We start from the raw sequence: 18,005 nt of genomic DNA on the forward strand, positions 1-18,005 counted from the left end.
TTCGAAAAAAGTTAAGCTTTCCGTTTGGCTTTACCCTTCACTTTGGTTTGCGATTTTCGTTGCATCCCGCCGTGTCAGTGGGTGCGCATTATAGGGAGATCCAAAATAGGATCAAGTGTTTTTTACATAAAACTTAGAAAAAGAACCTTTTCGAATAAAATAACATCAAAACAGCTCAAAACTGCACGTTCTGTAATCATATTTTAATCAAAATGACATGTTTTTTCGAAAAGGACCTTAAGTATTGTACAAATCTGAGATCTTGCAAACATTTTCTCAGCACAATAGTCATTGTGCTGAGAGTTTATTCTGACTAATAGAGAAGGCTATATAATTTACGACGATATGTAGCGGCAGTACTATCACCTTCAGGCAGTGAAGCGATAATATCTAAGAACCCTTTCTTTGCCTCACCAAAAGACAGATCCTTACTCAGTACTTTAAAGAGAGAGGCCAATGCATCTTCTTTTTTTCCCGCATCTACTTGCGCTTGAGCAAGCTGGCAAACTAATTCTAGATTGTCAGGTGCTTCTTCCACTGCTTGAGTCAATCGTTTTATTTCAGGAGACTCTTGTGCATCTTTAGCTTGCGTTAGTTTTGTCTGCAAGTTGTTAAAGTAAGCATCCTTTTGATCTTCAGGGATCGTACCTAGCAACGCTTCTGCATCATCTAATTTTTGGATTTGGATACAAATATCAGCAAAAACTAAATTTACTCTGGGATTGCCCTTTGCTACATCATAAGCTTGTTTGGCATTGGAGTAAGCGCTATTGAGATCACCATTGGATAAAGCTTGCTTAGCCTGTTCTAATAAAATTAGCTCCGGTGATGGTAAATGCTCGGTCAGTACTTTAGTGAACTCTTCTTTAGTTTTTGGACCCGCTAATACGTCAACAGGTGAACCACCTTTTAAGACAACAACAGTTGGTAAAGCTTGAAGACCAACCTGCTGCGCTAACTGTCCAGCCAATGCTTGTTGTATATCACAATCCAAAGTGGCGATTGTAATACTGCTGCTGTATTGAGTTGCCAATTCATCCAAAATTGCTGCTTGTGCGACACAATCCGGGTGCTGAGCGCTATAAAAGCTCAACAGCACAAGATGATCAGCATTAGTTGGCGCAAGCACCTGCTGGATGTTTTCTGGTGTTAATGTGATTTTATTTTCCATAACCGTGCATTCTTTATTTCAATTCTATTAGCTATATAGTGTCAGGTTTCGAGTTTACAAGCCAATTGTTATCAACTCTTTGCTTTAGCCTTGTAAGAGGTGCTTTTTCGGCGCCCCTTTCCAGCTCTCTTTTTAAATGGTTTAGGTGCTTGCACACCTTTCAACGCATTTGTATTTACTGATTGAGATATATCAATTAAATCTGATAGCTCTGACTCTAGTGGCGTCATAAACTGAGAATATGAAGTATTTTTTTGGGCGATATTTGTAAGTTGGGATTCCCATAAAGCTGTTCTATCTGGCAAAGATAAATGTACTGGGATTGTATTAATCAATCCATTACCTAATTGAGTAGATTTAATAGACTTTCCTTCACGCTGTAGGAACCCTCTCTTAAAGAGCAATTCAATAATACCAGCTCTGGTTGCTTCGGTCCCCAGCCCATCAGTCTCTTTCAGTACTTTTTTAATTTCTTTGTCCTTTACATACCTTGCGATTCCCGTCATTGCACTTAAAAGAGTTGCTTCAGTAAAATAATGTGGAGGCTGCGTGCTTTTCTCATGAACAACCCCTTCATTGCAATGCAAAGGTTCTCCAACTTCTAGTATTGGTAACTGTACCTTACTCTCAGAGTCGGCTTTTTTACTCTTAAATAACACTTTAAAGCCCATGTTAATAATTGTGTCTGCTTTAGCAATAAATCTCCCTCCTGCAATGTTTAGATATGCCTTAGTTTGCGAATATTCATATGCAGGATAAAACTGCGCCAAATACTGTCTGCAAATAAGGCTATAAACTTGCAATTCTTGATGCCCTAATTGTGCTGTTTTTAAAGACTTTTTGGTCGGTATAATAGCGTGATGTGCTTCAACTTTTTTGTCGTTCCAACATTTGCTCTTCAACGTCGTATTTGCTTCTGCAACCAACTGCTCTTCGCACCCCTTGTTATTTACCATTGCTGCCAATACATCGCTGCGTTCATAATAGTGATCATTGGGTAAATAGCGATTATCCGATCTAGGGTAAGTGATTAATTTATGTTTCTCATATAGAGATTGGCAAATATCTAGCACTTGCTTCGCAGACATTGAAAACCGTTTGTTGGCATCTATCTGTAAAGCAGACAAATTATAAGGCAGGGGTGGATTTTGTTTCTTCGGTACCTTATCTAGTTTTGTTAGCTCAGCTGGCTGGTTGGTGATTCTTCTTGCTACATTTTCTGCTAAGCCTTTAACCAACACTCTATTTTCTTCATCCATATAAGGCGTACATGCCTCACTGGGTTGCCACTTAGCCTCAAATTGCTCACCATTTGCTTTTGATATTTTCGCTGTAACTTCATAGAAAGGCTTCGAAACAAAATTCGCTATCTCTTCATCACGACGAACCACCAACCCTAAAACTGGAGTTTGCACGCGACCAATAGACAGGACACCTTGCACACCTGCTTTTTGACCAGCAAGCGTAAAAGCTCTTGTTAAGTTCATGCCGTATAACCAATCTGCACGTGCTCTTGCCAATGCAGAAATGCTCAGTGCCATAAATTCTGAATTAGACTTGGACTTACTCAGTGCCTTTTTCACCGCATTAGGGTTTAGGTCACTAATGAGTACACGTTCAATGGCGGATTTCTTGGTTTTTGAGAGTTTTGCTTCTTGTATTACTTCATCAACAAGTAGCTGACCTTCTCTATCTGGATCTCCCGCATGTACAACCACACCAGCACTTTTAATTAATCGCTTTACTGTCGCAAGCTGTTTTTTGGTTTTTGGCTTTGCTTTAAACTTCCATTCAGATGGAACAATAGGTAGGTCTTGAAAAGCCCATTTTTTATAACGAGGGTCGTAGTCTTCAGGCTCTGCTTGCTCTAACAAATGACCTATACACCAAGTGACACAATCTCCATTGCCAACTTCAATGAACCCGTCTTGCTTTTTATGAGGTTTAGGCAGCACCTCTGCAATGGCCCTGCCTAAAGATGGTTTTTCTGCAATGTAAAGCTTCATATAACTGGTTAACTGTATATATTTACAGTTATTCTAACTAACCCTGAATTATAAAGCCAGTGTCAGTTTCCGAGCTTATCTCCCTAAACCACCTATTAAGTTTTTAGGAAATTAAGCTGTTGATGTTTTTGCTCCATAAGCTGAGTCATTGTACTCGCTGCTTGTTCAACTTCATCCGCATACCCTGCCAGCTCTTTTGCGGCGTCAGCAATGCCCGTCATGTTCATGTTTACTTCCTCTGTTACCATGCTTTGCTCTTCAGCTGAAGTGGCTATTTGCGTAACTTCGTGTGAAATGTTCGATAGTTCAGAGACCAAAGAACTCATTGAAGTAGCGGCTTTTTGACATAGTGTCGTTGCATTGTGCCCTTTGCCCACTGTTTTTTCGATAATCTCTTCTGAACCTTGGATCTCATTTTGTAAATTCTCTATCAAAGTACTGATATCGTCCGTTGAGGCTTGCGTTTTTGATGCAAGTGATCTGACTTCATCAGCAACCACTGCAAACCCACGCCCCTGCTCACCAGCTCTCGCGGCTTCAATTGCAGCGTTAAGAGCAAGCAAGTTAGTCTGTTCTGCAATCGATCGGATCACATCAAGTATTTTAGATATGTCCCCGCTTCTTTCTGCAACTCGGTGGAATGCATCTTGAGCAACTGCTACCTGATCCGCTATTTCGTCAACAGTTTGTGTGGTTTGCACAATATCTTGTTCACAGCTTTGAACTGTCTTAACTGCGCTGTCTGTTGTAGCAGCCGCTTGCTCTGAAGCTCTGGCCACTTCATTCGCTGTCGCGCTTAATTCATTGATAGCCGTCACCACATTGTCAATTTCAATATGTTGATTAGACACTTTATTCTTTATATTAATAGCCGCTTCAGTAGTAACATGTGATTGCTGATAAGACTGGTGAGCCAAGGCTTTAAGATCTTCTATCATTCCTCGTAGCTTATTAGTGAAACGATTAAAGCCAGCAGCTAAAGAAATCAGTTCAGCATGATGACTAACTTCTAATTGATGGGTAAGGTCACCTTCACTTGATGCCAAATTGTCAACTCGAGATTCGATATAAGAAAGTGGGCCTGTGATAGTATTGATTAAAAACAGACTAAAACCAATCGCCACTGCAACAACAATGAGGCCTAAAAATGTCATCCAGACTCCTAAGTCATTGGCAGACTTATAAAGTTGCTCACTTATAATATAAGCAGATGCCATAACTTTTTCTTTAGGCACTTGAATCACCAATGACCAGGTGACATTCGCCATATTTACATCCACTGGGACCGATATAACAATATCATCACCCACTTCTGTATAACCGCTTCCTTTATGTAAGGCTTGTAGATTTTGCGCTAGGCGTTTATTAACAATTTCTGAAAGAGGTCTACCTAAAGAATTTGCATGATGACTGGCACCAGCGATTAGCCCAATCTCACTAAGTAATGATACTTGCGCTTTGCCGTCGTACAGTGACCGAGATAACTCTTCAACCAGTTTTTGTAAGTCAGGTAAATTTACATCAACGCCAATTAACCCAATAAACTGATTGCCATTTTGAATTGGCACCGTCAATGAAGTCATAAGCATGCTATTCCCTGGAGAAATTTCATATACATATGGTTCCATCATACAGGGCGTATTTTTATCTCTAGCGCACAGATACCACTCAGATTCTCGGATCCCAAATTCATTTCGTGTATCTATATACTTTGCATCAGCAGATTCTATTTGATGCTGAACAACACCACTTTGCTCACGAGTAAAGTACAACTCGAGAGAGCCAGCGCCAGGAGCAGAGTGAGTCGCGCCATCTGTGAACTGGCCATCTTTATCGTCGTAAGCGTTTTGTTCAAAATGACTATAAATTGAAGACACGTTATCGTTGCTAGTAATCGCACCGCGTAGCAGTGCCTCTACTTCAGTTCTTTCTAGTGGGTTATTTAAGGTTGCTTCGATTGCACCTGCAAGCGAATTTGGTATTCGATATGCCTCATTAAGAAAACCTGAAATTTGCTGACTGTAAGATTGTCCTTTTGACACTAACCCTGATCTAATTTCTTTTAAAACTAAGGTCTGTACTTGTTCACTTTGTTTTTCATTTTCCTCTTGTAAGTGAAGCCAAGTCGTCATTACGAGGATCACAATAATAGCCACGACCAAAGCTGTTACAAATAACATCAGCTTTTTTTTAATAGACATCTGCTGCATATACGACCTTATACTAATTTGAGTTTCCTACTGTGCAATGAGTTTTATCATTGGGCTTATTGCTGATTTCCAACTTTATAAAATCAAAAAATATTATATTTTAAATATTTTAAATTTATGAATTTTTTAAACTTAATTCATGAAAAGGCAATGCGCAAGAACAAAATAAACAAGAGGCGTATTTGTTTCACTGGGTTGTAGAAACAAAAAAGCTCGACCTAATGTCGAGCTTTTTGAAGAGTGCTTTAATCTTCTTCTATATTTTCTTTTCCGGTAGTTTTCTGTGTCGAATCAATCCGGTGATGAATGGCTGATTTAATGAGCATATATCCACTAATTGGGGCTGTGATCAGTAAGAAAAGAGATATTAAGATCTCTTTTAAAGTAAACCCATCACCATATTGACTAAAGTAAGCCATGGCTGCAAAGAGTAAACATGCCATTCCCAACGTAGTCGCTTTAGTTGGTCCATGCAGACGCATAAAAAAGTCTGGCATTTTAACCAAGCCAATAGAGCCCACTAATACAAGCACACCGCCCATCAAAAGCAAAATTGAAATTACAATATCCATCATTTGCCCTTACTCGATAATATCGCCGCGAAGCAGGTATTTACATACAGCTACTGTGCTCACAAAGCCCAGTAGTGCAATCAATAGTGCTGCTTCAAAATACAATGAAGTTCCCATACTCATGCCGTATAAGATGATCAGTGCAATCGTATTGATATACATGGTATCCAACGCCAAAATTCTGTCAGGTACCGATGGGCCAACAACTAAACGCCACAAGTTCAGCAATAATGCTAAACCAATCATGGCAAATACAATTAAGATGATCGTTTCTAACATTCAAAGATCTCCTTTAATGGCGCTTCATAACGTGATTTGATAGTCGCGATCAGTGCTTCTTCGTCATCTAAGTCCAAAACATGGATTAACAAGAATTTCTGACATGCTTCTTTTTCATCTCCAAGTGTTTCAGGCCATGGATAAACTTCTGCACTAACAGTACCGGGAGTTAGAGAAACGGTACTTGCCAAAATAGTTATCGGCATTGCTTCTTGCAAATCCAAAGGTACTTTAACAAAACCTGGTTTTAATTTTTTTGTAGGACCAAGTATTTTTATTGCTACTTCAATGTTTGCGGTCAAAATATCGTATAACACCAACATTAGGTGTCTCAGAGCACGAAATGGTCTCACAACAAGGGGCTGTTTCGTCCTGAATGGATGCGTTATTAAAGGGATCACTACCGCCAAAATTAACCCAAGTATGATATGCCCAAGCGCCACTGTATTGTTGAGTAACAACCACACTAAAAATAGCAGGAGGCTCCTAAAAGGAGTTGGTAGCCATTTATATTTCGCTTCTAATCTCATTTACTTACCTCCTAATACATGCTGAATTAGGCCGTAAAAGTTATGTAGTTCTACTGCTGCAAATTGCGCATAGTCGGTTATTGGGCCAGCGAAAATGACCATTAAAGGCGAGGCTGCAACAAGTAGCAATACCGCCACTACCTGCACAGGGTGTGCTTTCTCTTCAGTATTGGCTTCACCTTTACCAGTATGATGCCAAAACACAGTACTACCAGCCTTCGATACTGATACCAGTACAGCCAAGCTTGCTATCAAGTAAATTGGCCAAAACCAGTGTCCATGCGCCGATTCAAATGTCGACTTCAAAATCCAAACCTTACCAACAAAACCTGATAAAGGAGGCATTCCTATCACAGTTACCGCCGCGAAAATAAACGCCCCACCCAAAAACAAAGGTTGAGCAACCGGACGTCCCGCTGTGATTCTGTCCGCAACCTTGCCTCTTTGCCTGCTGACCAGATCGGCTATTAAAAACAGTGCGGCAGAGACGAGAGTCGAATGAACTAGGTAGTATATGGCCGCAGCGCTACTATCAATGGTCTGAGCAGCGACCAAGGCAACCAATGTACCTACAGACACAACGACTAAGTTCGCAACCATTTTTCTTAAGTCTTGACTTGCTAATACACCAATGGCACCCATTACAATCGTTGCAATCGCTAACCACCAAAGCCAATGTTGTGCCATATGACTTAATTCACCTGCCTGCTCTCCAAAGATTAAGGTGTACACACGCATCATTGAGTACACACCCACCTTGGTCATAATTGCAAACAATGCAGCAACAACTGGCATTGCCGTAGAATACGTATTTGGCAACCATAAATGAAGTGGTAAGAGCGCTCCCTTTAATGCAAAAACAACAAGTAGTAGCAATCCACCAATTTTCGCTAGATAAACATCATCCCCTTGCAACTCCATCACTCGCGTGGCCATATCTGCCATGTTGAGAGTGCCCAAGGTGCCGTATAGAATGCCAAGCGCAATCAAAAATACCGACGAGCCAACAAGGTTTAGTATGACGTATTGTAATGCTGCACGAGTATTGCGTTTATCTCCACCATGCATAAGCAGTGAATAAGAAGCAATAAGGAGTACTTCAAAGAAAACAAATAGATTGAAAGCGTCGCCCGTTAAAAATGCACCGTTTACACCTAGAATTAGGAAGTGCAATAACGGGTGGAAAAAGCTCCCCTGCTCATCATCTCCTGCACAACTGTACAGAGCACACACTAGCCCCAAAAATGAAGTCAGTGAAACTAACAAGGTCGATAATGGATCCGCCACTAGAACAATACCAAATGGCGCTGACCAATCGCCAATCGCGTACACCTGTGTACCGTGAGTTTTAACGTATGCGAGCAAACTTACAGACGCAACAGTGCTAACCAGCCCCATTAAAACAGAAACATAGCGCCTTATTTTAAGGTTTTTCCCGCATGGCGGCATCAACATTAGAATCGCCGCCAACATTGGCAATAAGACTGGTAAAGATGTTAAATGTTGACTCATGCTTTACCTTGCTCCTTTGATTGTCGAGAAACCGCTTTTGGCTTATCAGGCACGGTGCCATTTACGTGATCGTTACCCAAATCTGCACGTCCACGAATCGCCAAAATCACAACAAATGCAGTCATCGCAAAGCCAATTACAATCGCTGTTAATACCAGTGCCTGTGGCAGCGGATCCGCATAACTTTCACTGTAACCCAACACGGCCGCTTGGTTCATTGACAGCCTGCCTGATGCAAACAAAAACAAGTTCACAGCATAAGAGAGCATCGTCAATCCAAGCACGACAGGAAAAGTCCTGGCGCGCAAAATCATAAATACACCGCAGGCTACAAGTAAGCCTACGCATGAAGAATACAAAAGCTCCATTAAATATTTACCTCTTCTTTCGATGTATTCGCTGTAACCTTACCTAAACTGGCCAAGATCATCAGGGTCGCACCAACGACAGTAATGTATACACCTAAATCAAATACTAAGGCACTGGCAAGTTCAATTTCACCAATCAAAGGAATATCAAAATAATCAAACCATGTTGTTAGGAACGGTCGACCAAACACCCAACTGCCAAGCCCTGACAACAGTGCAATCGCAATACCTGACGCAATGATTTTGCGGTAGTTCAAAGTGAAGCGTTCCGCTATCCAATTAGAACCATGTGCGATGTACTGCAATATAAACGCAATGGCTGTTACTAGACCTGCAATGAAGCCACCACCAGGTAAATTGTGTCCGCGCAAAAAGATGTAAAAGGACACCAACAAGGCTAGTGGAAGTAAGCTTTGCGAAATAGATGCTAACAGTAACGGATAACGCTCTTTAGCCCAAGGTCTACCTTCTGAGTCACTACCTGGCATAAACAGTGGTAAATGAATTATCAGCTTGTATATACCCAGAGCGGCAATACCTAACACAACAATTTCACCCAATGTGTCAAAACCTCGGAAATCCACCAGAATGACATTAACCACGTTGGTGCCACCCCCGCCTGTTTTAGCATTGGCCACGAAGAAATCTGAGATAGAAGTCAATGGACGAGTGATAAGCGCGTAACAAATACTACCCACAATAACACCAATGGCAGAAGCGATGCCTAAGTCTCTTAGGGTGCGAATCGAGCTCGATTCTTTTGGTGTTTTTTGTGGTAAGAAGAACAATGCCAGCATTAACAGAATAATGGTAACCACTTCTACAGTAAGCTGAGTAAGAGCAAGATCTGGTGCAGAAAAGCGTGTGAATGCTACGGAAACCATCAGACCGACTACCGAAATCATTAAGAGCGCGACCATTCGAGTTCGGTGCCAAATTACAGTACCAATAGCACCAATCATTAATAAGCCCGCACCAATCCCATTATGAATATCTACTGGAGTTAGCTGGTTCTGCCCAACGAGTTGGCTCATTTCAAACAAAGGCCAACCTGCACTGAGTAGCACAACTATGAGCATGAGCATGAGATAGCGTTGTAGAGAACCATTTTCAATGGCACTCACTTTATTTTGACTCCATGTCACCACTGAATGCATGGTTTTCTCAAACCCTTTTTTCGCATTGATTGGTGGTAAAGAAGCTTGAAACTGGAACAAGTACCTGCGTTGTGTATAAATAAGCAAACCGCCACACACCGCTATCGCGCTCATTAACAACGGTAAATTTAGGCCATGCCAAATCGCAATGTAAAACTCAGGTGGTTCTCCACCTAAAACCGCACCAGACGCGAGCCTTAAAATACCGTCAACGACAAAGTTAGGGAACATACCAACGATCAAACACAGTGCTACCAATATCTCAATTGGTACACGCATATAGCGTGGAGCTTCATGGGGCTCTTTTGGTAGGTCAATAGGATCACCATTAAAGAATACATCATGAATGAATCTGGCCGAGTAAGCCACTGAGAAAGCCGCTGCAATCGTCGCTAAAATAGGAATTAGCCATGACATAGAACCAAGTAACTGTTGGTGAAGTGTCTCAGCAAAGAACATTTCTTTTGATAGGAAACCATTTAATAAAGGTACGCCTGCCATTGACGCCGCAGCGACCATGGCCAAGGTCGCTGTATAGGGCATAAAGCGCCACATCCCGTTGAGCTTTCGCATGTCTCGAGTACCAGTCTCATGGTCGATAATACCCGTTGCCATAAATAGAGATGCTTTAAAGGTGGCGTGGTTAATGATGTGGAAGATAGCTGCCACCGTCGCCAACTCTGTATCCAATCCAAGCAATAAAGTAATTAAACCCAAATGACTAATCGTTGAAAAAGCCAAAAGCCCTTTTAAGTCATGTTTAAATAGTGCGATATATGCACCGACTAACAAGGTCACAAGACCTGTCAATCCGACTAGAATAAACCAAATCTCAGTGCCTGCTAATGCAGGGTAGAAACGCGCTAATAGGAAGATACCAGCTTTTACCATGGTTGCAGAGTGTAAATAGGCACTCACAGGTGTTGGAGCAGCCATCGCGTGAGGCAGCCAGAAATGGAATGGGAACTGAGCCGACTTTGTAAATGCACCAAGGAGTACAAGCACCAAAGCTACTTCATATAAGTCGTGAGATTGAATTAGTTCACGACTTGCTAGAATGATATCTAAATCATAGCTACCAACAATATTGCCAAGTAATAATAAGCCAGCAAGTAGTGCTAAACCACCGCCTCCGGTGATAGCTAATGCCATCTTCGCGCCTTTTCGCGCTTCTGACTTATGCCACCAATAGCTGATTAATAAAAATGAACTGATGCTTGTGAGCTCCCAGAACACCCATAATTGCAGTACATTATTTGACATTACAATGCCAAGCATTGCTGTCATAAATAACATCAAATATGAATATAGCTTGGGCATTGAGTCATTTTCACTCAGGTAATAGCGCGCATAAAAGATGACTAGTATGCCAATCCCTAAGATCATAAATACGAATAAAAGTGCCAGACCATCCAAACGGAAAGACACATCAAGATCGAGTATAGGCACCCAATCTAGCGTTGCACGAACAGCTTCCCCAGCAAACACTGCGGGAGCTAAATCAATGGCTAGTAAGAGAGCCACAGTAGGAGCAATCAAGGTGATTGCAGTAGACTGATTGCGAGATAGCTTACCTGTGAATGCAGAGAGTAAACTACCTAACAAGGATATCAATGGTATCCAAAGCAAAGTCATAAAGAAGCCTTATATCTTCGATGCCGTTCATCACTAATAAATGCACGTTATGATTAAGTTATGGCGATCGTGTTCTGTTTATTTTTTACGTGCATTTTTATCACACATAACGTCTACCAGTTATACTTTATTAGTGTTTGACTTGTCTAGGGTTTCACATACTGGCTGTTGAAATTCTAGACAATATTAACAAACAATTCAGACTCCATTCATAAATTGAGCGCTCATTTAACCAAAGCGGGACGAGCGTTGACAAGTTGATGATGATAAATCTGATAATCACTTGGTTCCAATAAACTCTGCTCCAATGCCTTTAACCATAAACCTAAATATTGGTTTGACAAGTTAATTGCATGATATTCCATCTTTGAATGCATATGACTAGGCTTATACGAGCGCAGCTTTCCAAGTCGACATGTTTTACTGGAGTGCCAACCTTTTGGAGGGACATTGCCTACATATAAATTAGGCGCTTTTAGCCCCGGTGATGCGCAAAGCCAGCTAGCCTTTTCTACAGGTACGGGATATTCATCCTCAAAGTGAGCAAAGTGCATCAATTCGTGTACAAACAACTCAAATCCGTGCAAATGGTTTAATACCATCATTCCATGTCTGACATTTGCAAGTCCAGGTTGGTCTGACATCATGACTACATGCCGTGCTGTGAATAACTGCTGGGCATGAACAACCTGTGCCAAATTACAACGAATAAACTCCCCTTTCTCTCCATCGCACGCTACGCTGTTTCCCACATACACAGGCTCGCTAAAACAATAGGGTAAGCGGCTGGCCAATTCACTCGCTTGGAATTGTGCTTTTATTTGCTGCAGTTTAATCACAGAGTCTAACGTGCCACCAAGTAACAGGATCATATGAGGGCAGCCATTTTGTACTTGCAAGGGAGTATCTAATGTATTAATTCCAAGCTCAGAAAGTACGCGGTGATTAATCATGCTGGGATCAATACCCTGAGCCAGTTGGCCAATTGTTTGATAGGGCTCAATTGCTACGAATTGTTTAAAAATCTTCGTGATGAAGGAGTAGCGCCTTTGTTGCGAAAGTAATTCAAGCACCCTAATCTTTATCGGTTCATCCACATCCGCCCAGTGGTGCTCAATCAATAACCAAGCTTGGGTGTGCTGTTGCCGTTTAATCAACCTTAACGCCCATTCAATCGCAAAGTGTGAATAGCCTACTTGGCGCAATGACAAAGTTTGCTCGTCAGATAAGTGGCTAGATAGTTCTACAAGTTTGAGGTAATGCGTAGAGTGAGGCTTATAATGGCGACTAGATTGTTCTATTAGCCGAGTAATCTCTTCATCTTTAGACTCTGCTAAATTGAGCATAAGATGGCTGAAAGCAAATACAGCCATACTTAATGCAAAAAAACACACAATCCACTTTCGATACATGGCTTAGCTTGTTGCTTTGCCTAATAACTCTTCCCTAATTAACCTAAGCTCCAAACGTGCATATTTGTGCTCAACAAACTCATAGACATTCGTTGCCAATGTCAATCTAAAGAATTCAGCGGCTTTGGCGTTATTACCATTCGCTCTATAACGTTTTGCGATATAAAAGTAAGCCTCACACAGGCGCTCTGCATACTCTTTTTGGGATTGGACACCTTTGGAAACTTGTGCCAAAAATTGGCTTTCATCTAACTCGTTTAAATACAACTGTACCAGCTGGGTTGACCAAGATGCTTCATTTAAAGATGCGCTGTTTTCCAACAGCGTTGCTTTCGCGGCTATTGGGTCAACAGCATGCTCTGCAATATATAGCCACATCACACGGTATGCATCATCAGGTGCGTTCGCCAGAAAGCGTTTGAAATCGTCTACAGCTAATTCTGGGCGGCTACCGTAGTACAAAGCAATGCCTCGATTTAAATACGCATAGTCGTAGCTATCATCCAGCTCTAATACTGAGTCAAAACGCTCATAAGCCTCACTAAACTCCTGTCTCAGGGTATGGTGAATACCTAAAAAATTGTAAACTTCAGCCATATCAGGCTGTAGTTTTAGTGCACGATTAAAGTCAATTTGTGCGAGTTGAGCCTGTCCCAAGCTATCGTAGAGTTTCCCACGTATGTGGTACAGCTCTGCACGTTGTGCGCGTGTTAGCTCTTGGCTATTTAGCAGTTCACTATATCTCGCAATTTCGATTTGCGTACGAGGATTCGCCTGAAGTGGCTCAGTGAAAGGAATTGGAAGTACAGATTCGGCTACCTGATGCTGTGTACTCTGACAACCCATTAAGCTTAGTCCTAGCAAAGGTATTAGTAAAAATCTCAAGATATTTCCCTCATTGGGCTAGAAAGTACGTGTCTAGGGCCATTAAAGCACAAAAAAAGGGGCCATTCAGCCCCTTTTAACGAAACATATTGTTTCTTTACAAATTATTACTCACCTTTAGGTGCTTGCTCTGCCGCTGGCTCAGAAGGCTCTAGCGCTTCTTTGATGCTCAGGCGAACACGACCTTGGCGGTCAACTTCAAGTACTTTAACTTTAACTTCTTGACCAACTTTAAGGTGGTCAGAAACATTGTTAACGCGCTCTTTGCTGATTTGAGAAATGTGAACAAGGCCATCTTTGCCTGGAAGTACGTTCACAAATGCACCAAAATCTACGATGCGAGCAACTTTACCGTTGTAGATTGTGCCCACTTCTAGTTCAGCTGTCAGTGCTTCGATGCGTGAAATCGCTTCTTTTGCACTGTTACCATTGGTTGCAGCAATCTTAACTGTACCGTCATCTTCGATTTCGATAGTTGTGTCAGTTTCTTCAGTTAGCTGACGGATTGTTGCACCACCTTTACCGATTACGTCTGCAATCTTCTTCGGTGGGATGTTCATAGTGTAAATACGTGGCGCGAATTCAGATAGCTCTTGTGAAGGCGCAGCAATTGCTTGGTCCATTACACTAAGAATGTGCATACGTGCAGCTTTAGCTTGGCGTAGTGCGATCTGCATGATTTCTTTAGTGATACCTTCAATCTTGATATCCATTTGAAGTGCAGTTACACCCGCGCTACTACCCGCTACTTTAAAGTCCATGTCACCTAAGTGATCTTCATCACCAAGAATGTCTGAAAGAACAACGAAGTCTTCGCCTTCTTTAACTAGACCCATCGCGATACCCGCAACAGATGCTTTAACAGGTACACCTGCATCCATTAGTGCCAATGAAGTACCACATACAGATGCCATTGAAGATGAACCGTTTGACTCAGTAATTTCAGATACAACACGTACTGAGTATGGGAATTCTTCTAGGCTTGGCATTACAGCTTGAACACCGCGCTTAGCTAGGTTACCGTGGCCGATTTCACGACGCTTTGGTGAACCGATGAAGCCTGTTTCACCCACACAGAACGGAGGGAAGTTGTAGTGAAGCATAAAGTGATGCTTGTGAGTACCCACTAAGTCATCCATCATTTGTGCGTCACGCTCAGTACCTAAAGTTGCAGTAACTAGAGCCTGAGTTTCACCACGAGTGAAGATTGCTGAACCGTGAGTACGCGGAAGTACACCTGTCATTACATCTAGTGCACGAACCATGTCTGGTTCACGACCATCGATACGCTTTTCGCCCGAGATGATGCGACCACGAACAATTTTCTTCTCTAGTGAGCTGAATAGTTTACCCACTTCTTGCTCATCTAATTCTTCGCCTTCAGCAAGCTCAGCTGTTAGCTTCTCTAAAACTTCTGCTTTAGCTTCAGAAAGAGAGTCTTTACGCGCTACTTTGTCAGTAATACGGTATGCATCGCCAACTTTTTGCTCTGCAATTGCTGCAACTTTGTCAGCTAATGCAACATTTTTCTCAGGAGCAGTCCACTCCCAATCAGGCTTGCCAGCTTCTGCTTTGAATTCTTCAATCGCTTTGATGATTGCTTGAGACTGGTCGTGACCATATACAACCGCGCCTAACATTTCTTCTTCAGTTAGGATTTCAGCTTCTGACTCAACCATTAGTACTGCATTTTCAGTACCTGCTACCACAAGGTCTAGCTTACTTTCAGCTAATTCCGTTACAGTCGGGTTTAGTACGTATTGACCATTGATGTAACCAACACGCGCTGCACCGATAGGACCATTGAATGGAACACCAGAAATTGCGAGTGCTGCAGAAGTACCGATCAACGCAACCATATCAGGCTGAATTTCAGGGTCTGATGAAACCACTGTCGCGATAACTTGAACTTCATTCACAAAACCGTCTGGGAATAGTGGACGAATTGGACGGTCAATTAGACGCGCTGTCAGTGTTTCTGAATCAGAAGGACGACCTTCACGCTTCAAGAAACCACCTGGGATACGACCCGCTGCGTACATTTTTTCTTGGTAGTTAACTGTAAGAGGGAAGAAGTCCTGACCAGGCGCTGCTTCACGCTTACCAACAACAGTCACTAGTACTGATGTGTCACCGATGCTTGCTAAAACCGCACCGTCAGCCTGACGAGCGATTGCACCTGTTTCCAGAGTCACTGTATGTTGACCAAGTTGGAACTCTTTAATTATTGCTTGCACAAAATATTCCTTAATAAATATATTAAAACGCCAACAACAACCAATTACAGTCTTAAATAGAACAACCAAAAACCTTGGTACTCATATAGATCTACTTAAGCACTACAATTGGCAGAAGTATCGGCGTTTGCCTAGCACAATGCTAGAACGAGGGTAAGTATACTGCTAGTACACGCACAAAAAAAGGGGCGAAGTCGCCCCTTTTTTATTGTCGGATAAAAATCCAACAATTCATCAAATTCTTAGCGACGTAGGCCAAGCTCTTTGATCAACGCAGCGTAACGCTCAACGTTCTTACCTTTAAGGTAGTCAAGAAGTTTACGGCGTTGGCTAACTTTACGTAGTAGACCGCGACGAGAGTGGAAATCGTGTTTGTGGTCAGCAAAGTGGCCTTGTAGTTTGTTGATATCAGCAGTTAATAGTGCTACTTGTACTTCAGGTGAACCAGTGTCGCCTTCTACACGTGCAAATTTAGCTACGATTTCTGCTTTTTCTTTGTTGCTTAGTGACATAATAAACTCCAAATTACATAAATTTAATGCTTCAGCCGATCACTAATTCAGCCAAAGCGACAAAGCGGCGGCATTGTATCAGTAATTAACGCCGCTGACAAAACTATTGTGCACTTGATAATGCACGTTTGGCTTTTAGGTGGCCATGTTTATTACGTTCACCTATGCCGATAAAGTGATCTTCAGCCATCACTTTAATAACACCTTCAGGTACTTCGCCGACAACAACTGTTTGGCCATGGCTAAAGGCAACACCTTGCTCTTTAGTCAAAGTAATCGTTGGTAAGTCAACTAGCGCGGTGTCCATCGGCAACAATAGCTCATCGATGTAAGTAGAAGGTTCGATCTCTTCTTCTTTAGCTTGCTGTAACTTCGCTTCCAACTCTTCAATCGTCACCATCTTACTAGATGGATAATGACCCACTTCACTGCGATGAAGCATAATCACATGTGCACCGCAGCCAAGCTTTTCGCCCAAATCGTCAACGATTGTCCGTATATATGTACCTTTTGACACATGGACCGTCATCTGAATTTGTTGTGATTCAGTATCATATTCATCAAGGGTAATACTGTATACATTGATTTTTCTGCATTTACGAGGCACTTCAATGCCTTCTCGAGCATACTTATACAATGGTTGACCTTGATATTTCAGAGCCGAATACATAGATGGGTATTGATCCGATTCGCCGTGGAAAGCATCTACGGCTTGTTCTAACTGAGATTGAGTAATCTCTACAGGACGAGTTTCCACAATCTCACCATCTGAATCAGAGGTGGTTGTCCTCTCGCCTAACTGAGCTCGAACAACATAGGTTTTATCGGTATCTAACAAAAATTGAGTAAATTTGGTCGCCTCACCAAAGCATATAGGTAACATACCTGTAGCCAGAGGATCTAATGCGCCCGTATGGCCAGCTTTCTGCGCGAAGTAAATACCTTTAGCTTGTTGCAAAGCCTTATTAGAGGATATGCCTTGAGGCTTATGTAATAGCACAATGCCATCCACTGGACGGCCTTTACTACGACGCGCCATTACTCGTCACCATCCTCTACTGAATTTGCATCATCACCGCGCTTTTCTTTATCAGTACGGATCACCTCATCAACTAAGTTTGAAATGCGCATACCTTCCATCAAAGAATTATCTAGCACAAATTTCAACTCAGGCATAATACGAGCACGAATTCGTTTACCGAGCAAAGAGCGTATATAGCCCGTTGCATCATTCAATATAGCTAGATTCTGTTTCGTATCATCTTCACTTTTACTGCTCAGGACAGTAACAAAAACTTTCGCATAAGATAAGTCACGCGACACTTCAACAGCCGATACCGTCACCATGCCCAATCTCGGGTCTTTTATCTCACGCTGTAAAATCACAGCAATTTCTTTTTGTATTTGCTGTGCAACTCTATCGGTACGAGAAAATTCTCTCATTGTCACCACTTTTAATAAGCTATTGATTTTTATGTTATAAAAATCTAAAAAACACAAACACAAATGGGGGCAATCG

15 protein-coding genes are annotated in these 18,005 nt (G+C 41.9%); all 15 read right to left on the reverse strand.

Translation table 11 applies throughout. The features are described from left to right. Positions 1–313 precede the first annotated feature (313 nt). The 15 genes from N475_RS04595 to rbfA all read right to left on the reverse strand — a co-directional run bounded on the left by N475_RS04595 (position 314) and on the right by rbfA (position 17,929). A complete protein-coding gene (locus tag N475_RS04595; RefSeq protein WP_063355447.1) occupies positions 314–1,171 on the reverse strand; it encodes a tetratricopeptide repeat protein in 858 nt (285 codons plus the stop codon). A 71-nt stretch (positions 1,172–1,242) separates the two neighbouring features. Beyond that, positions 1,243–3,177: a DNA topoisomerase III gene (locus N475_RS04600; RefSeq protein ID WP_063355446.1), complete on the reverse strand. Its 1,935-nt coding sequence runs from the start codon at positions 3,175–3,177 to the stop codon at positions 1,243–1,245. A gap of 95 nt (positions 3,178–3,272) precedes the next feature. Beyond that, positions 3,273–5,387, reverse strand: a complete 2,115-nt coding sequence (locus N475_RS04605) for a methyl-accepting chemotaxis protein (RefSeq protein ID WP_063364756.1) — start codon at positions 5,385–5,387, stop codon at positions 3,273–3,275. Between the two features lie 245 nt (positions 5,388–5,632). Further along, entirely contained in the window at positions 5,633–5,962 is a 330-nt protein-coding gene (locus N475_RS04610; protein ID WP_063355444.1) for a Na+/H+ antiporter subunit G, read from the reverse strand. Between the two features lie 6 nt (positions 5,963–5,968). Then, on the reverse strand, positions 5,969–6,238 hold the full coding sequence (locus tag N475_RS04615; RefSeq protein ID WP_063355443.1) for a K+/H+ antiporter subunit F: 270 nt from the start codon (positions 6,236–6,238) through the stop codon (positions 5,969–5,971). Beyond that, on the reverse strand, positions 6,232–6,768 hold the full coding sequence (locus N475_RS04620) for a Na+/H+ antiporter subunit E (RefSeq protein ID WP_063355442.1): 537 nt from the start codon (positions 6,766–6,768) through the stop codon (positions 6,232–6,234). Before N475_RS04620 ends, N475_RS04615 begins: the two co-directional genes overlap by 7 nt. Continuing rightward, the gene (locus N475_RS04625) at positions 6,769–8,280 is read right to left on the reverse strand and encodes a monovalent cation/H+ antiporter subunit D (protein WP_063355441.1); all 1,512 of its coding nucleotides are present in this window, start codon (positions 8,278–8,280) and stop codon (positions 6,769–6,771) included. Next, complete coding sequence (locus N475_RS04630; RefSeq protein ID WP_063355440.1) at positions 8,277–8,648, reverse strand: Na+/H+ antiporter subunit C; 372 nt, start codon at positions 8,646–8,648, stop codon at positions 8,277–8,279. Before N475_RS04630 ends, N475_RS04625 begins: the two co-directional genes overlap by 4 nt. Further along, entirely contained in the window at positions 8,648–11,440 is a 2,793-nt protein-coding gene (locus N475_RS04635) for a monovalent cation/H+ antiporter subunit A (protein WP_063355439.1), read from the reverse strand. The genes N475_RS04630 and N475_RS04635 overlap by 1 nt, the downstream gene beginning before the upstream one ends. 224 nt (positions 11,441–11,664) lie before the next feature. Beyond that, positions 11,665–12,813, reverse strand: coding sequence for a hypothetical protein (locus N475_RS04640; RefSeq protein WP_155730817.1), 1,149 nt, complete (start codon positions 12,811–12,813; stop codon positions 11,665–11,667). A gap of 42 nt (positions 12,814–12,855) precedes the next feature. Next, on the reverse strand, positions 12,856–13,737 hold the full coding sequence (gene nlpI, locus N475_RS04645) for a lipoprotein NlpI (protein WP_081215816.1): 882 nt from the start codon (positions 13,735–13,737) through the stop codon (positions 12,856–12,858). 107 nt (positions 13,738–13,844) lie between these two features. After that, complete coding sequence (gene pnp, locus N475_RS04650) at positions 13,845–15,974, reverse strand: polyribonucleotide nucleotidyltransferase (protein ID WP_063355436.1); 2,130 nt, start codon at positions 15,972–15,974, stop codon at positions 13,845–13,847. 242 nt (positions 15,975–16,216) lie between these two features. Next, the gene (rpsO, locus tag N475_RS04655; protein ID WP_063355435.1) at positions 16,217–16,486 is read right to left on the reverse strand and encodes a 30S ribosomal protein S15; all 270 of its coding nucleotides are present in this window, start codon (positions 16,484–16,486) and stop codon (positions 16,217–16,219) included. 103 nt (positions 16,487–16,589) lie between these two features. Further along, entirely contained in the window at positions 16,590–17,525 is a 936-nt protein-coding gene (truB, locus tag N475_RS04660; protein WP_063355434.1) for a tRNA pseudouridine(55) synthase TruB, read from the reverse strand. Next, entirely contained in the window at positions 17,525–17,929 is a 405-nt protein-coding gene (rbfA, locus tag N475_RS04665) for a 30S ribosome-binding factor RbfA (protein ID WP_063355433.1), read from the reverse strand. The genes truB and rbfA overlap by 1 nt, the downstream gene beginning before the upstream one ends. Positions 17,930–18,005 lie beyond the last annotated feature (76 nt).

This window comes from Pseudoalteromonas luteoviolacea DSM 6061 (genome assembly GCF_001625655.1).
Classification (GTDB): Bacteria; Pseudomonadota; Gammaproteobacteria; order Enterobacterales; family Alteromonadaceae; genus Pseudoalteromonas; species Pseudoalteromonas luteoviolacea.

What these genes read in the sequence shown, in the direction of transcription:
- N475_RS04595 (WP_063355447.1), bottom strand. Translation starts at nt 1,171, where the DNA reads ATGGAAAATAAAATCACATTAACACCAGAAAACATCCAGCAGGTGCTT.
- N475_RS04600 (WP_063355446.1), bottom strand. Translation starts at nt 3,177, where the DNA reads ATGAAGCTTTACATTGCAGAAAAACCATCTTTAGGCAGGGCCATTGCA.
- N475_RS04605 (WP_063364756.1), bottom strand. Translation starts at nt 5,387, where the DNA reads ATGCAGCAGATGTCTATTAAAAAAAAGCTGATGTTATTTGTAACAGCT.
- N475_RS04610 (WP_063355444.1), bottom strand. Translation starts at nt 5,962, where the DNA reads ATGATGGATATTGTAATTTCAATTTTGCTTTTGATGGGCGGTGTGCTT.
- N475_RS04615 (WP_063355443.1), bottom strand. Translation starts at nt 6,238, where the DNA reads ATGTTAGAAACGATCATCTTAATTGTATTTGCCATGATTGGTTTAGCA.
- N475_RS04620 (WP_063355442.1), bottom strand. Translation starts at nt 6,768, where the DNA reads ATGAGATTAGAAGCGAAATATAAATGGCTACCAACTCCTTTTAGGAGC.
- N475_RS04625 (WP_063355441.1), bottom strand. Translation starts at nt 8,280, where the DNA reads ATGAGTCAACATTTAACATCTTTACCAGTCTTATTGCCAATGTTGGCG.
- N475_RS04630 (WP_063355440.1), bottom strand. Translation starts at nt 8,648, where the DNA reads ATGGAGCTTTTGTATTCTTCATGCGTAGGCTTACTTGTAGCCTGCGGT.
- N475_RS04635 (WP_063355439.1), bottom strand. Translation starts at nt 11,440, where the DNA reads ATGACTTTGCTTTGGATACCATTGATATCCTTGTTAGGTAGTTTACTC.
- N475_RS04640 (WP_155730817.1), bottom strand. Translation starts at nt 12,813, where the DNA reads ATGGCTGTATTTGCTTTCAGCCATCTTATGCTCAATTTAGCAGAGTCT.
- rpsO (WP_063355435.1), bottom strand. Translation starts at nt 16,486, where the DNA reads ATGTCACTAAGCAACAAAGAAAAAGCAGAAATCGTAGCTAAATTTGCA.
- truB (WP_063355434.1), bottom strand. Translation starts at nt 17,525, where the DNA reads ATGGCGCGTCGTAGTAAAGGCCGTCCAGTGGATGGCATTGTGCTATTA.
- rbfA (WP_063355433.1), bottom strand. Translation starts at nt 17,929, where the DNA reads ATGAGAGAATTTTCTCGTACCGATAGAGTTGCACAGCAAATACAAAAA.